Source organism: Pseudomonas sp. GW821-FHT04C07 (assembly GCF_059420325.1).
The window spans coordinates 229,238-244,395 of the sequence record NZ_JBWKTM010000008.1 but is presented as its reverse complement, the minus strand read 5'-3'; the positions used below and the strand labels follow the sequence as shown (position 1 = coordinate 244,395).

The window sequence follows — 15,158 nt, the reverse complement described above, 5'->3', positions numbered from 1 at the left end:
GAACACACCATAAAAATTTCAAAAATCGGGTACACGCTCATGCTCGCATCCAACGCTTTGCTCCCTTGCTCGCCCCTTCACACGCCCTGCCTGGCGCCCATCCGCAGCCCTCATTCCGACGCCCTACGCGCCCTCGGCTGAACCGTGCTTGCACGCTGAATAAACCGCTTTCGTCCGCTCGGCCCAGCCTTGAGTCGACGAGAACACTCAGCCGATCAATCATTGAGTTCGCCCTGCGTAAGCCCGCGCACCCTGACGATTGATCACGCGCCCTTGAAGTCCCGACGAGCAATGCTCGTCAGTCATTGAACGGATGGCCCACATGATTCCTTCTCAAAGCTCACGCATGGCCCCAGATCTGGGCGTCGCCAGAGGCGGCGTAGGTGACAAGATTCGCGCAGCAATGGCTGTCGGCAAGACCCGCTGGGGCATGCTGGCACTGGTGTTTTTCGCCACCACGCTGAACTACATCGACCGCGCCGCACTGGGCGTGATGCAGCCAATCCTGGCCAAGGAAATGAGCTGGACGGCGATGGATTACGCCAACATCAACTTCTGGTTCCAGGTCGGCTACGCCGTTGGCTTCGTCCTGCAAGGACGGTTGATCGACAGGATCGGCGTGAAACGGGTGTTCTTCTTCGCCGTGCTGCTCTGGAGCCTGGCCACTGGCGCCCATGGCCTGGCAACCTCGGCAGCGGGCTTTATGGTCTGTCGGTTCATTCTCGGCCTGACCGAAGCCGCCAATTACCCGGCCTGCGTTAAAACCACCCGGCTGTGGTTCCCGGCTGGCGAGCGTGCAGTAGCGACTGGCATCTTCAACGCCGGCACTAACGTCGGTGCGATGTTCACGCCGATGCTGCTGCCGCTGATCCTGCAGGTCTGGGGCTGGCAAGCCGCGTTCCTCTGCATGTCGGCACTGGGCGCGATCTGGCTGATGTTCTGGGGCCTGAAATACTTCAACCCGGAAGATCACCCCTCGGTAAAACAATCCGAACTGGACTACATCCAGAAGGAAGTCGAGCCGGAACAACCTTCCGTACCCTTCTCGCGAATCCTGCGCATGCGTGGCACCTGGGCTTTCGCCCTGGCCTACGCGATCACCGCGCCCGTGTTCTGGTTCTACCTGTACTGGCTGCCGCCATTTCTGAACCAGCAATACAACCTGGGCATCAACGTGACCCAAATGGGTATCCCGCTGATCATCATTTACCTGACCGCCGACTTCGGCAGCGTCGGCGGCGGCATTCTGTCTTCGTTCCTGATCGGTCGCGGAGTCAACCCGATCAAAGCGCGGCTGATGTCGATGCTGCTGTTCGCCTGCTGCATCATCGGCGTGATCATGGCTGCAGGCTCGAGCAATCTGTGGGTCGCGGTGTTCGCCATCTCCCTGGCCATCGGCGCACACCAGGCCTGGACCGCAAACATCTGGAGCCTGGTGATGGACTACACACCCAAGCACATGATGAGTACGGTGTTCGGCTTCGGCGGTATGTGCGCGGCCATCGGCGGGATGTTCATGACCCAGTTGGTCGGCTACATCCTGACCACCACCCATAATAACTACACCGTACTGTTCACCATGATCCCGGCGATGTACTTCATTGCGCTGATCTGGATGTACTTCATGGCACCGCGCAAGATCCCGAAAATCGAAGACTGATCCACCTCCACGCAGGCCTGGACTCCAGGCCTGCGTACTTGCCCCTCGCCCTTCACTGCCCCCTCTTTTTTCTCTTGCGCCCAAGGAACTCACACCATGTCGCCTGGCAACCTGAGCATCGCCAAACGCGCGTTGATCAGCTTCGGCCTGATCGCCCTGCTGGTCCTGCTGCAAGGGTTATTCGCCCTCAAACAGGTCGCTGAGGTTCGCGCCACCGGTCAACATACAGAAAACGTTTCCCTGCCCAGCACCCAGTATCTGGGGGAGATCCGCGACTATATTCTGAGCATTCGCGTGCTCAGCCTGCGCATGGCTCTGAATCGCGAGCCCAAAGTGCTCGACGCGACCATCGCCCGTCTGCATCTGGTAGAAGGCTGGCTGGAGCAGGCTATGGGTCGGTTCGCGCCCTTGGTCGGTGACTACAATCGCCCGCAATACCAACAATTCGTCAATACCGTGCAGAGTTACCGTCAGGCGCTGGATCAGTACGAACAGTTGTCCGGGCAAAACCGCAGCGAGGAAATGAGCGCGCTGCTTAACGGCAAGATCCAGGATTACTCGACCCGGACCGGCGATCAGTTCGCCGAACTGATGAGCCTTACGGCCAATGAAGTCAGCCAGTCGGCCAGCCATGCCGACACACTCTATTCCCAAGTGAAAATGACCGTGATCGGTGCATTGATCGCCGTCGCCCTGCTGACGTTGTGCCTGGCCTGGCTGTTGATTCGCAGCATCGTCATCCCGATTCGTCAGGCCGTTCAGATCGCCGAGCTGGTCGCCCACGGTGACTTGAGCAGCCCTATCCAGAGCCTCGGCACCGATGAGACCGCACGCCTGCTCAGGGCCTTGGCGAGTATGCAAACCAGCCTGCGCGAAACCCTGCAATTGATCAGCGGCACGTCTACGCAACTGGCCAGCGCGGCCGGACAAATGAGCCAGAGCACGGAACAAGACTCCAACCGTTTGCAGCAGCAACACAACGAAATCGAGCAGGCCGCCACAGCGGTCAATGAAATGACCGCCGCCGTTGAAGAGGTCGCACGCAATGCAGTCTCGACCTCCGACGCCACGGGCCAATCGACCCTCGAAGCGACCCGCGGTCAGACACGAGTCGCCGAGACTCTGGATGCTATCCGGGCAATGAGCAACGACGTGCAATCCGCCCTGCATCAGGTCCAGGACCTGGCCGGACAGTCGCGGGAAATAGGCAAGGTGCTCGATGTGATCCGCGCCATTGCCGAACAGACCAACCTGCTCGCCCTCAATGCCGCCATCGAGGCCGCACGGGCCGGTGAGGCGGGACGCGGCTTTGCCGTGGTTGCCGACGAGGTTCGCGCTCTGGCTCATCGCACTCAGCAATCGACCCGGGAAGTAGAACAGATGATCGCCCGGGTTCAGGGCGGCACTGACAGTGTGGTGCTATCGATGCATAGCAACAGCCAACGCGTCGCCCACACCCTGGCTATCGCCGAACATGCGGGTCAGGCGTTGACTGAAATCACCCGGACCATGGAGCAGATCCACCAGCGCAATCTGGTAATCGCCAGCGCCTCCGAGGAACAGGCCCTGGTGGCCCGGGAGGTCGACCGCAACCTGCTGAATATCCGCGACCTGTCCCTGCAAAGCGCCGGTGCGTCCACCCAGACCAGCGCTACCAGCCACGAGCTGTCACGGCTGGCGGCCGGGTTGCAAAGCCTGGTAGTGCGCTTCAGGTTTTGATCGATGTCAGCGGCGGCGTTGTTGCCACGCTGCGGCCAGGCCACTCAGGCAGATCACCAGTATCCCGATCTGAGTGGTGAGGTCAGGGGTGTGCTTGAACAGCAACCAACCCAACAGGCCGGCAAAAACAATCTGGCAATAGCTGAAGGGTGCCAGCAACGCAGGCGCCGCGTGGCGGAAGGCTTGGGTCAGGAACAAGTGAGCGGTCATGCCGCAACCGCCCAGCGCCAGCATCAGCAAGCCATGACTGAAGCTCGGTACTTGCCAGAAGAACGGCACCAACGCGCTCATCACCAAGGTGTTGCACAGGCCGGCGAAGAAGTTGCTGGTGGTTGGACTGTCGTACTCGCTGAGCTTGCGCGTCAGCAACTGATAGAAGCAGAAAAACAGCGCCGAACAGAATGGCAACAGCACCGCCGGGGTGAACAGTTCACCGCCGGGGTGGACGATGATCAGAACCCCGATAAAGCCGCAGAGCACCGCCACCCACTGGCCACGCGTCACCCTTTCGCCCAGCAACGGCACCGACAAGGCTGTCACCAATACCGGAGCAAGAAAGTTCACCGCCGTAGCTTCGGCCAACGGGATGAACAGCAATCCCGTGGTGAACAACAGGCTGGTACTGAGCAGGCACAGCGCCCGCAGCAATTGGAGCAGCGGCCGCTTGGTGCGCAACACCCGAAGGCCGGACTGCGGCACAAAGATGCCGGCCATCAGCAACGTATGAACCAGATAACGCGCCCAGACCACCATCACCACCGGATAGAAACCACAGAGGAACTTCGACAGCGCGTCATGACTGGAAAACAGAAAGGTCGCCACGACGATCAACACAATGCCTTTAAAGGGCTTATTGACGCCGGAAAGGGGTGTGCTGAGGGTCATGGGATTCTCTTCATTGATCATTCCCACGCTCCGCGTGGGAATGCATACCGTGACGTTCTGCGTCACTTTGGAAGCGGACGTAGAGCGTCCATGGATGCGTTACCACGCGGAGCGTGGGAACGATCAGCTATAGGTTTTCCAACAACACCCGGGTCTTGTCCAGCGCCATCTGCGCCCGCTGCAGGGCACTCACACCCTGCTCCAACAACCGCGCGGTAGGGACTTCCAGACTCAAAGGGAGATTGCCTGGCAAACAACGCAACAGCTCGAGCAAATCGCAATCGCCATCACCAGGGAAACGCCGCTCATTACGCGCCTGGCGCAGGACTTCCTGCATGTCGTCCGGTCGCGGTCCCGCCACATCGCAAAGTTGTGCATAACGCAGCCGGGACGGCGCGACCCTGGCCAGATCCTCCAGGCGCGATCCCGAGCGGTCGAAGTGGAAAGCATCCACCAGCACGCAACCATTCTCGCGGTCGGCGTTTTCAATGATGCGCACAGCCTGCTCGAGGTTGCGCGCATCGGTCCAGGGCATGAACTCCAGATGCAGATGCAAACCGTATTGACCGGCCAGATCACACAACGATGCAACGTTGTCGGTGAGTCGACGTTCATCAGGATCGTTACCGGCGACCAGCAATTCACTGGCACCCAGTTCAGCGCCCACAGCGATGATCGCCTCAAAATCAGCGACGCAGGTCTGCGGTTTGAGCCGCAGGATCTCGACATCCAGCACCTGTATGCCGGTATCGCGCAGCCGCGCCATCGTCTGACGGCGCAAACCGGTATCGCCGACCAAGGGGAAGTGATGCTCCTCAGGCGTCGCCGGCACTACGCGCAAGCCAACATGACTGTAGCCCGCGCGGGCTGCGACTTCGACCATCTCAGGAGGTGAAAGCTCAAGAACCGTCAGGGCTGCCAGAGAAAAAACGCGTTCGTTCATCATCGTCACTTCATCCAATGTGGGCTGGGGCGCAAGCACGACCGGTTTCGGCGGCTTCACGAATCGCTTCAATCAGCGCCAGGGTGCGAGCGGCGTCGGCGACACTCACCAACGGTTCCACTTCACCTCGCGCAACCCGAACAAAGTGCTGCAGTTGCAGACGCAACGCCTCATCCGCGGTGAAGCTTTCCTGCACCGCCAGCAACGGCTGATGCCACCCGGCACCGGCCTCGGCGTACTGCCAACGCTTGAGCTGCGGGATGCTCAGTGCACCGCGGGTCCCGGCCAACAAATAGCAGGGTTGATCGGACTGCCATGGATAAATCGGGTTTTCACCGGAGCCCAGTTCCCAGCTCCAGGGCGCCGCCACCGCGTCGGAGCCGGTCAGGCTGCCGAGCACGCCATTGTCGAATTGCAGCAACACCGCCGCGCAATCTTCATTGGCAAAACCGCGCACCGCGTTGCTGGTAATGGCTTGAACCTGGCGCACTTCACCACACAGGTGGCGCAGCAAATCGAGGTCATGGATCAGGTTGGTCAGCAGCATCCCGGCGCCGGGTTCGCGACGCCAGGGGGTCTCGAAATAGCTGTCGGGCTTTTGCAATTGCCAAAGCGCGGTGACCGTGGTCAGCCGTCCCAGCGCGCCGCTGCGCACCAGTTCATGGGCGTGGACGATCAGCGGATTGTGTCGCCGATGATGCCCTACCAGCACCGGCACCCCCGTGGCTTTCGAGGCGGCAACCAGCTCGCGCACTTCGTCCATGTGCACGCCTACCGGTTTCTCCAGCAGCACCGGCACGCCCATCGCCAGGCAATCCAGCGCCGTGCCGACATGCAGGTTGTTCGGGTTGGCGACGATCACCGCCTCAGGCCGTACCTGCTCGAGCATCTGCCGATGATCCGCGAAATACGGCACATCCCATTGCGCCGCAATGTTCACGGCCTGAGGCCCGGGATCGGCCACCGCGCACAACGTGGCCTCGGGCAGATGTTTGAGGTGTTGATAATGCTGCTGGCCCATGTTGCCGGCGCCGATCAGAGCGATACGAAGTGACGGGTTCAAAGCGGAAATCCTCTTGTGATTGTTCTCGGGACGCTGAACTAAAATTATTTAGAACTCAGTTCCAGTTTCAATCAAGAGAAAAACAAAATGCTGGGCGAACAGCGAACAGATTTGAAGACGATTCGCCCGTGTAGCAGCTGCCTAAGGCTGCGTTCGATCTGGGTCGCATCCGGACGAAGCGGTCGTAAGAAGGTTAACCGCGATTCGTCAGGTGAAACGAGGAAACCCGATTGCGTCCGCTACGCGGCCGAACGCAGCCTTCGGCAGCTGCTACAGGTTTGAGGTCAACCCGAAAGGTTCAGCTGAAGAGTTCAGACGCCTGGCTCGCCGCCGACAACTCGTGCGCAAACTTCAACAGCAGCGGCGCCAGCTCATGCAGCCTTGCCTGTGGCAGCCGCGCGCTCGGCCCGGCGACGCTGAGCACGCCGACCACCCGCCCATCCACCGGATGACGTACCACCGCGGCAATCGCCGAGGTACCGACCGCCGAGCTTTCCTCGACCCAGGCATAGCCCTGTTCACGCGCCAATCGCAAACGCTCGAGCAGTTCGATATTGGAGCGTGGCGCGTTCGGCCCCAGCTCCGCTGGAACGTGCGCTGCTTGTCGCTCAACCAGCGACAAGGCCTCGGCATCGCTCAGACAAGCCAGCCAGGCATGCCCGGAAGCGGTGTAGAACAGCGGCGCTTCACGGCCCATGTCCGGGTCGTAGCGCAGGCCGGAGCGCGCCCCCTGAGACTTGGCAATCCAGGTCTGACACTCGCCCTCGATCACCCCCAGACGCACCAGCTCACCGGTTTCCTGAGCGAGGCGATCAAGCACTGGCTGAACGATGTCCGCACCGCTGCTCGCCAGGTAACGAAAGCCCATCGCGACCAGTTTGGTTGACAGGTGATAACGCAGATTGTCTGGGTTTTGCCGCACATAGCCCAAGCGAATCAGCTCGGCGAGCAGACGATGGGTGGCGCTTTTCGGGATGTCCAGTTGCTCTGCCAGGGTCTGCATCGGCAGGCCCCGCGGGTCACTGGTGAGACTTTCCAGAACGCTGAAAACACGTTCGATTTGACTGCCGGCCATGGTTGGGGTCCAGACGAAATTTGCGTGATTCTAGAAGACAACACACCGAATACGAAACCTGGAACTGCGTTCCGGAGTGAAATCAGTCGGTAGCCCGTCACTTGCCGTTTCTAATTCGACTAAGTATATTTTGGAACCAAGTTCCACAAAATAACAATCTACTGAATATTTCTGGAGTTCTGCCACGATGCCTGCCGCCTCCTCCCAGCAAGAAATCGACTGCGACGTGCTGATCGTCGGCTCTGGCGCAGCGGGTCTGGCAGCCGCCGTCACAGCAGCCTGGCATGGCCTGAAAGTCATCGTCGTCGAAAAGGACGAGGTGTTCGGCGGCGCCAGCGCCTGGTCGGGTGGCTGGATGTGGGTGCCGTGCAACCCTTTGGCCCAACGCGCGGGTATCGTCGAAGATGTGGAGCTGCCGCGCACCTACCTCAAGCACGAACTGGGTGAACGCTATGAACCGGCACTGATCGACGCCTTCCTCGAAGCCGGGCCACGCATGGTGTCGTTTTTCGAGCGCCACACCTCGCTGCAATTCGCCGACGGCAACGCCATCGCCGATATCCATGGCGACACTCCCGGTGCCGGCACCGGCGGGCGCTCGGTCATCGCCGCGCCCTATGATGGTCGCCTGGTCGGCAAACTGCTCAAACGCCTGCGCAAAACCCTGCGTGAAACCTCATTCATGGGCATGCCGATCATGGCCGGTGCTGACCTCTCGGCGTTCCTCAACCTGACCCGCTCGCCATCTGCGGCACTGCATGTGGTCAAGCGCTTGAGCCGACATGTGTTTGACCTTGCGCGGCACGGTCGCGCCATGCAACTGGTCAACGGCGTCGCGCTGATCGCACGCCTGGCAAAATCGGCTGAAGACCTCGGCGTGCTGCTCTGGGAGTCGGCACCGGTCACAGAACTGTTGCGCGAGGGAGATGAGGTCAGCGGTGCGATAGTCAGTTCCGCCAAGGGCACGTTCCACATCCGCGCCCGCAAAGCCGTGGTGCTGGCCGCGGGTGGTTTCCCCAACGACATAGAGCGACGTAAAGCACTGTTCCCGCGCACACCCACCGGCCACGAACATCTGGCATTGCCGCCTATTGGCGCTTCAGGCGACGGGCTGCGGCTGGGCGAAAGCGTCGGCGCGCAGGTCAAGACCGATCTCGAGTCCCCCGTCGCCTGGGCGCCGGTCTCGCAAGTGCCGTACAAGGACGGCAGGATCGGCCACTTCCCGCACATTATCGAGCGCGGCAAGCCGGGAATCATCGGTGTCTTGAGCAATGGCCAACGCTTCGTCAACGAAGCCAACGGTTACTACGACTATGTCACGGCGATGGTTGAAGCAGCCCCACAAGGTGAGGAAGTCGCATCCTGGCTGATCTGCAGCCATCGTTTCCAGCGTCGTTATGGTCTCGGCATCTCTCGTCCCTTTCCCTTGCCGGTGTCGCCGTTTATTCGCTCGGGTTACCTCAAGACCGGCGACACCCTCGAGGAACTGGCCCACGCCTGCGGTATCGACGAGCAGGGCCTGCGCTCCACCCTGTCGCGCTACAACCAGCATGCGCGACACGGCGACGACCCGCAGTTCGGCCGCGGTTCGACACCCTATAACCGTAAACAGGGCGACCCATTGCAGCAGCCCAACCCCTGCGTCGCCCCCATCGAACAAGGTCCGTTCTATGCCGTGAAAGTCCAGCCGGGGTGTTTCGGCACCTTCGCCGGGCTCAAAGTAAATGAACACGCCCAAGTGCTCGATGGAACCGGCCAGGCGATCCGCGGGCTATACGCTGCGGGTACCGACATGGCCAGCATCATGGGCGGCTACTACCCGGCCGGCGGCATCAATCTCGGCCCGGCGCTGACCTTTGGCTACATTGCCGGTCGACATATCGCCGGTGCTGCCGCTTACGAATAGGAGATCGACCAGCCCTCTCGAAGCAGACGTTCTGCCCTCCTTAATAAAACCCGTCACCCGACGGAATTTGATGGGTCGCCTGTGTTCTATGGAACGCTGAATATTTCTCGGCGACGACGAAATCGTTGCCGCGAATACCACCGTTCGCGGCAAACGCCGGACGGCCGGACTGGCGCCAGCGCCACTCACCAGCAACACTCATCACCAGATTAAGAGAGGATTCCCACATGCTATGGAAAAAAGGTCGACGCAGCGACAACGTGGTGGATGCTCGCGGTGACGATACTGGCGAGGGCGGCAGTGGGATGCGCTTCGGTGGTGGCAAGGGCCTGAGCCTGACTGCCGTCGTGCTGATAGTCGGCATCGGCTGGCTGACCGGCCAGGATCCGATGCAGATTCTCGGGCAACTGTCCGGCCAGCTGACCGAGCAAGCGGCCACCACCCAACAGATGCGCAAGGCACTGCCGGCCAAAGATGAGCAAGCAGAATTCGTCCGCGCCATCCTCGGCGATACAGAGGACACCTGGGGGCAAATTTTCCAGCAGGCCGGACGCCAATATAAGTACCCTACGCTGACCCTGTTCAGCAACGGGGTGAACTCCGCGTGTGGCTTCGCCAGCTCCGCCACCGGCCCCTTCTATTGCCCGGCGGACCAGAAGGTTTATCTGGACATGAGTTTCTTCCGGGAGATGTCCCAACGTTTCTCCGTTGCGGGCGACTTTGCTCAGGCCTATGTCATCGCCCACGAAGTCGGCCATCACGTACAAACCTTGCTCGGCGTCTCTGCCAAGATCCAGGCTGCTCGGCACCAGGGTCGGCAGATGGAGGGCGACGGTGGTCTGTTGGTGCGTCAGGAGTTACAGGCCGACTGCCTGGCCGGTGTCTGGGCCAACAATGCGCAAAAACGTCTGAACTGGCTCGAGCCGGGAGACATCGAAGAAGCGCTGAACGCAGCCAATGCCATCGGTGACGACCGCTTGCAACAGCAGGGTCAGGGCCGCGTAATACTGGACTCCTTCACTCACGGCACCTCGGCACAACGGGTTCGCTGGTTCAAGACCGGGTTCGCCCAGGGCCAGATCAGCCAGTGCGATACCTTCGCTGTGAAAGACCTGTAAATGATCGCTCGATGGCTGACGTTTCTGGGCCTGTTGGTCATCTGCATCGGCAGCCAGGCTGCCGAGCACGGGGTCAAGGAGATCAGCCCCGGGCGCTTGCAGTTGGAAGCCGGCGAGATGACCGTGGACATCGGCCCTGCGCCGACGAAGATCGAACGCGTGCTGATCATCATTCATGGCCATTTACGCAATGCTGAAACCTACCGTCGGAGTGCCGAACGCGCAGCCGAGCAGGCCGGGCAAAGCGCGACCACACTGGTGATCGCACCACAGTTTCTCAATGAATCCGATATCGCCCGCCATCAGTTGCCCGACAGCATGTTGCGCTGGCAGGGCAATGACTGGATGGCCGGCGGCTTGTCCTCAGCTCCGCACCCTCTGAGTTCCTACGCAGTTATCGACGAAATCGTCGCCCGACTCGTCGATCGACAACAGTTTCCGGATGTGAAGGAAATCGTCATCGCCGGCCACTCCGGCGGCGCTCAGGTGGTTCAGCGCTACGCGCTGCTGAGCCATGATCAGCCAGCCATCAAGACCGCCGGCGTGAAGGTGCGTTATGTGATCGTCAATCCCTCGTCGTACGCGTATTTCGATGAAAAACGGCCAGTCGCGTTCAATCACGCCAGTTGTCCGGCATTTAACCACTGGAAGTACGGGCTAACGGATTTACCCGCCTATGCAAGCGGGCAGACGCCTGCGCAGCTGGAGGCAAACTACGTCAAACGTGACATCGTTTATCTACTGGGGAAGCAAGACATCGACCCGCATCATCCGACGCTGGATAAAAGTTGTGAGGCCCAAACCCAGGGCGCTTATCGATTGATTCGAGGGCACAATTATTTTGACTATCTGAGGCGGCGCCATCCTCAAGGACTGAGTCAGCGCCTGATCGAAGTGCCCGGGGTTGGGCATGACGAGGATGGAATGTTTACATCGCCTGAGGGGCAGGCGGCGTTGTTCAGGTAGTTGGAAACGTCGTCAAACAGGACGCCGCGGGCAAGGACTGGGCGCCCCTCGCTCCTACGGACCGCATGTACCTGTAGGAGCGAGGCTTGCCCGCGATGAACGATAACGTGGTGTGCCCTGACAGACCTACCCCGCAACCGCCTCGCTCAACTCCTCCAGCGTCTTGCCCCGGGTCTCCATCCCGAACAGCCAGACCACCGCTGCGGCGGTCGCAAAACACAGTGCACCCAAGGCGAATACACCGCCCTGCCCGGTGATCGGGAATACCAGCCCGGTCACCATCGGCCCGAGCAAAGAACCAATCCGACCGATCGCCGAGGCGAAGCCCGATCCGGTAGCCCGCGCCGACGTCGGATACAGCTCGGGTGTATAGGTATAAAGCACCGCCCACATACCGAACAGAAAGAACTGCATCAGCAAGCCCGAGCCAATCAGCAGGCTGACATTGCCGCCAAACACCGCACTTTGCCCGTAAAAGAACGCCATGATCCCGCCACCGAGCAAGGTCACGATGCACACGGGTTTGCGCCCCCAGCGCTCCACCAGCCACGCTGCCATCAAAAAGCCAGGGATCCCGCCGAGGGAAATCAGCACGGTGTAATACACCGACTGCGTCACGGCAAAACCCGACTGCTGCAGCAACGCGCTGAGCCAGGAAGTGAGGCCGTAAAAGCCCAGCAGAGCAAAGAACCAGACGCTCCAGATCATCATCGTGCGCTGGCGATAGAGTGGCGACCATAGCTCGCGGAATGCCGAAAAGAAGGTCACGGGGTGGATGACGATGCGCGGCAGGCGAATCGGCTCAGGCAAATCAGCCCGTTTCAACGAGGCGCGAACCCGGTCCTCGATGCGCAGCAATACTTTGTCTGCTGAGTCGTGGTGCCCGGCCTGTTCCAGCCAGCGCGGTGACTCCGGAATGAAGAAGCGGATAGCCAGAACAAACACCGCCGGCACCGCCAACACCAGAAAAATGTCACGCCAGCCAATGACGGGTAACAGGAAGTAGGAAAGAATTCCCGCCGCTACAAACCCAAGGGGCCAAAAGCCGTCCATCAACGCGATGTAACGTCCCCGCCCCTTGGCCGGAATCAACTCGGAGAGCATTGATTGGGCAATCGGAAACTCCATGCCCATGCCGATCCCCAACAGGATTCTGAATAGCGTAAGCATCTCGATCGTCTGCGCCGTGGAACACAGGTAGCTCGCCAGGCCCCATAACACAATGCTCCACTGGAACACCGGCTTGCGGCCGAAACGATCGGCCAACATACCGGACAAGGACGCCCCCAGGACCATGCCGAAGAAGCTCGAACTGGCCAGCAACCCCGCCTGCGCCGTGCTCAGTCCAAACTCGGCTTTGATCGAGCCAAGCAGGAAGGTCATCATTGCCAGGTCCATGGAGTCGAAGAAAAACGCCAGGGCAATGATGATGAAAATGATTCGGTGGTAACCACTGATGGGTAACCGTTCCAGACGCTCAGCAGCGCTATATCCTTGAATCCCCATGTCCTCTCCCCCGATTCGATAGTCTGCAAATCGAGTGTGCGGGATCGTTTACCAGGGCTATTGCTGGATGCGACCTGCCCGCATCTGTTAACGACTCTTTAAACCCAGGGCACAGACGTCTTATGGCGGTTAATCATCAGAGACAAACAATGTTGGACATTGGCTGGATATCGTCTCGCAACGTGACTTAATCATTTCACGCAACAAGTTCACCGGTTTACTTAATTGCGCGCGATGGGCGCACAACAAATTCAGCGGCGCACGCTCACATGACAATTCCGGCATCAGCACTCGCAAACGCCCGGCCAGCACATCGGCGGCCACATCAAGCCAGGACTTGTAGGCAATCCCCGCACCCGCCACGGCCCATAAACGCACCACATCGGCATCGTCACTGAAGCGATCGCCGCTAACGGTCAGGCCCACTTCGCGCTTGCCGTCATGAAAACTCCAGTGATCGTGAACCCGACTGCCGAGCATGAATAGCAGGCAATTATGCTGGGCCAATTGCTCCAGTTGCCGGGGCTCACCCCGCCGGGCCAGATAACTGGGGGCCGCACACAACACCCGACGGTTCTGCGGTGCAATCGGCAACGCCACCAGGCTTGAGTCTTCCGGCTCACCGTAACGCAGAGCGATATCCACCGGCTGGCGGAACAGGTCGGCAATCCGGTCGCCCAGCAACAAACGTACGGTGAGCCTGGGGTGCTCACGCTGGAACTCATCCAGCCAGGGCAACAACACGTTGCGCCCGAAATCGGAAGGCGCCGACAGCTGTAAGATCCCGCTCACCTGATCCTGCCCGCTGGTCAGCAGACGCCGGCCCTCATCGAGGTTACTCAACGCGGCCCTGGCGTACTCAAGAAAGCCTTCGCCCTCGGCCGTCAACCGCAGGCTGCGGGTCGAACGCGCCAGCAGCCGGGCACCCAATTGCTGCTCGATACGTTTCAACGCGGCACTGGCCACCGCCGCCGACATATCCATCACCCGCGCCGCCGCAGACAAACTGCCCAGGTCCGCCGCGCGCACGAACAACTGCAAGTCATCGAAACGCAACATCGTCTATCACCAGCCGATTATCAAAAAAATATTGAAAGAGACTGCTGTTTTAGCGGGTTTTATCTTCAAGAGAAATAGCCAATGATCCGCCCATCGAACTTTTGCCCTTCAGCGTTATTACCCTTCAGGAGCTCCGATGAAAGCCGTTGCCTACTACGCCTCCTTGCCCATCGACGACCCAAAATCCCTGCAAGACATCGAGCTGCCAGAACCGGTGGCCGGCCCACGGGATCTGCTGGTTGAAGTCAAAGCCATCTCGGTCAACCCGGTGGACACCAAAGTCCGCCAGAACGTCCAGCCCGAAGGTGGCACCGCCAAGGTGTTGGGATGGGATGTGGCTGGCGTGGTCAAAGCCGTCGGTAGCGAAGTCAGTCTGTTCAAGGCTGGCGACAAAGTGTTCTACGCCGGGTCCATTGCCCGTGCCGGCGGCAACAGCGAGTTGCACGTCGTTGACCAGCGGATTGTCGGCCACATGCCAAAAACCCTCGGCTTCGCGCAAGCCGCTGCATTGCCGCTGACCGCGATTACCGCGTGGGAGTTGCTGTTCGAACGGCTGCAAGTCAGTGAAGGCAAAACCGATCAGGGCCAAAGCCTGCTGATTGTCGGTGCCGCCGGTGGCGTGGGTTCGATCCTGACTCAACTGGCCAGCCAGCTCACGGCGTTGAGAGTGATCGGCACCGCGTCACGCCCCGAAACCCGGAGCTGGGTGCATGAACTGGGGGCCGATCTGGTGATCGATCACAGCCAGCCGCTAAGCGAAGAACTCAAGCGTGCCGGCCAGACTCACGTGACCCACGTCGCCAGCCTGACGCAAACCGATCAGCACCTGGACCAATTGGTCGAAGCACTGGCGCCCCAAGGCAAACTGGCGCTGATCGATGATCCGAAGGCGTTGGACGTCACCAAGCTCAAGCGCAAGAGCCTGTCGCTGCACTGGGAGTTCATGTACACCCGTTCGCTGTTCGAAACCACAGACATGCTCGAACAGCACAAGCTGCTCAACCGCGTGGCTGAGTTGATCGATGCGGGCACCCTGAAAACCACCGTCGGCGAACACTTCGGCACCATCAACGCGGCCAACCTGCGGCGTGCCCACGCACTGCTGGAAAGCGGCAAGTCCAAAGGCAAGATCGTGCTCGAAGGCTTCTAAAGCGCAGGGACATCGCAGTCATCCGCAACCTGAGCGGGATGCGGATGACACCGTCAGTCAGAGACTTGACCTGCGTCATATCTGCGACCGCATTCGGGTCTACACTCT

At 60.2% G+C, this 15,158-nt stretch carries 13 protein-coding genes; 6 read left to right on the top strand and 7 right to left on the bottom strand.

Annotated features, from left to right (window positions below; all coding sequences use genetic code 11):
* Positions 1-322 precede the first annotated feature (322 nt).
* Both AC07UI_RS16885 and AC07UI_RS16880 read left to right on the top strand, forming a co-directional pair.
* Positions 323-1,660: an MFS transporter gene (locus tag AC07UI_RS16885; protein WP_494993563.1), complete on the top strand. Its 1,338-nt coding sequence runs from the start codon at positions 323-325 to the stop codon at positions 1,658-1,660.
* 96 nt (positions 1,661-1,756) lie between these two features.
* Positions 1,757-3,379: a methyl-accepting chemotaxis protein gene (locus tag AC07UI_RS16880; protein ID WP_494993562.1), complete on the top strand. Its 1,623-nt coding sequence runs from the start codon at positions 1,757-1,759 to the stop codon at positions 3,377-3,379.
* Between the two features lie 6 nt (positions 3,380-3,385).
* Here AC07UI_RS16880 and AC07UI_RS16875 read toward each other — a convergent pair whose 3' ends face one another.
* From AC07UI_RS16875 to AC07UI_RS16860, 4 genes are all read right to left on the bottom strand, one after another.
* Positions 3,386-4,264, bottom strand: coding sequence for a DMT family transporter (locus AC07UI_RS16875; protein WP_494993561.1), 879 nt, complete (start codon positions 4,262-4,264; stop codon positions 3,386-3,388).
* Positions 4,265-4,391: 127 nt separating this feature from the next.
* Positions 4,392-5,207, bottom strand: a complete 816-nt coding sequence (locus AC07UI_RS16870; protein ID WP_494993560.1) for a sugar phosphate isomerase/epimerase family protein — start codon at positions 5,205-5,207, stop codon at positions 4,392-4,394.
* A 10-nt stretch (positions 5,208-5,217) separates the two neighbouring features.
* Positions 5,218-6,270, bottom strand: a complete 1,053-nt coding sequence (locus AC07UI_RS16865) for a Gfo/Idh/MocA family protein (RefSeq protein WP_494993559.1) — start codon at positions 6,268-6,270, stop codon at positions 5,218-5,220.
* Positions 6,271-6,568: 298 nt separating this feature from the next.
* Complete coding sequence (locus AC07UI_RS16860) at positions 6,569-7,345, bottom strand: IclR family transcriptional regulator (RefSeq protein ID WP_494993558.1); 777 nt, start codon at positions 7,343-7,345, stop codon at positions 6,569-6,571.
* Between the two features lie 187 nt (positions 7,346-7,532).
* Here AC07UI_RS16860 and AC07UI_RS16855 point away from each other — a divergent pair, with 187 nt between their 5' ends.
* A complete protein-coding gene (locus AC07UI_RS16855; RefSeq protein WP_494993557.1) occupies positions 7,533-9,251 on the top strand; it encodes an FAD-dependent oxidoreductase in 1,719 nt (572 codons plus the stop codon).
* A gap of 40 nt (positions 9,252-9,291) precedes the next feature.
* Here the strand turns inward: AC07UI_RS16855 and AC07UI_RS16850 are convergent, their stop codons facing one another.
* On the bottom strand, positions 9,292-9,480 hold the full coding sequence (locus tag AC07UI_RS16850) for a hypothetical protein (protein WP_494993556.1): 189 nt from the start codon (positions 9,478-9,480) through the stop codon (positions 9,292-9,294).
* Here AC07UI_RS16850 and ypfJ point away from each other — a divergent pair.
* Together ypfJ and AC07UI_RS16840 are read left to right on the top strand one after the other, a co-directional pair.
* Entirely contained in the window at positions 9,479-10,369 is an 891-nt protein-coding gene (gene ypfJ, locus AC07UI_RS16845) for a KPN_02809 family neutral zinc metallopeptidase (RefSeq protein WP_494993555.1), read from the top strand. The genes AC07UI_RS16850 and ypfJ overlap by 2 nt on opposite strands.
* The gene (locus AC07UI_RS16840) at positions 10,370-11,335 is read left to right on the top strand and encodes an alpha/beta hydrolase (RefSeq protein ID WP_494993554.1); all 966 of its coding nucleotides are present in this window, start codon (positions 10,370-10,372) and stop codon (positions 11,333-11,335) included.
* Positions 11,336-11,461: 126 nt separating this feature from the next.
* Here AC07UI_RS16840 and AC07UI_RS16835 read toward each other — a convergent pair whose 3' ends face one another.
* Together AC07UI_RS16835 and vimR are read right to left on the bottom strand one after the other, a co-directional pair.
* Positions 11,462-12,841 (bottom strand): MFS transporter, encoded by a 1,380-nt coding sequence (locus AC07UI_RS16835; protein WP_494993553.1) that lies wholly within the window; start codon positions 12,839-12,841, stop codon positions 11,462-11,464.
* A 129-nt stretch (positions 12,842-12,970) separates the two neighbouring features.
* Positions 12,971-13,900: a transcription regulator VimR gene (gene vimR / locus AC07UI_RS16830; protein ID WP_494993552.1), complete on the bottom strand. Its 930-nt coding sequence runs from the start codon at positions 13,898-13,900 to the stop codon at positions 12,971-12,973.
* Between the two features lie 136 nt (positions 13,901-14,036).
* Here vimR and AC07UI_RS16825 point away from each other — a divergent pair, with 136 nt between their 5' ends.
* Positions 14,037-15,050: a zinc-binding alcohol dehydrogenase family protein gene (locus AC07UI_RS16825; protein WP_494993551.1), complete on the top strand. Its 1,014-nt coding sequence runs from the start codon at positions 14,037-14,039 to the stop codon at positions 15,048-15,050.
* Positions 15,051-15,158 lie beyond the last annotated feature (108 nt).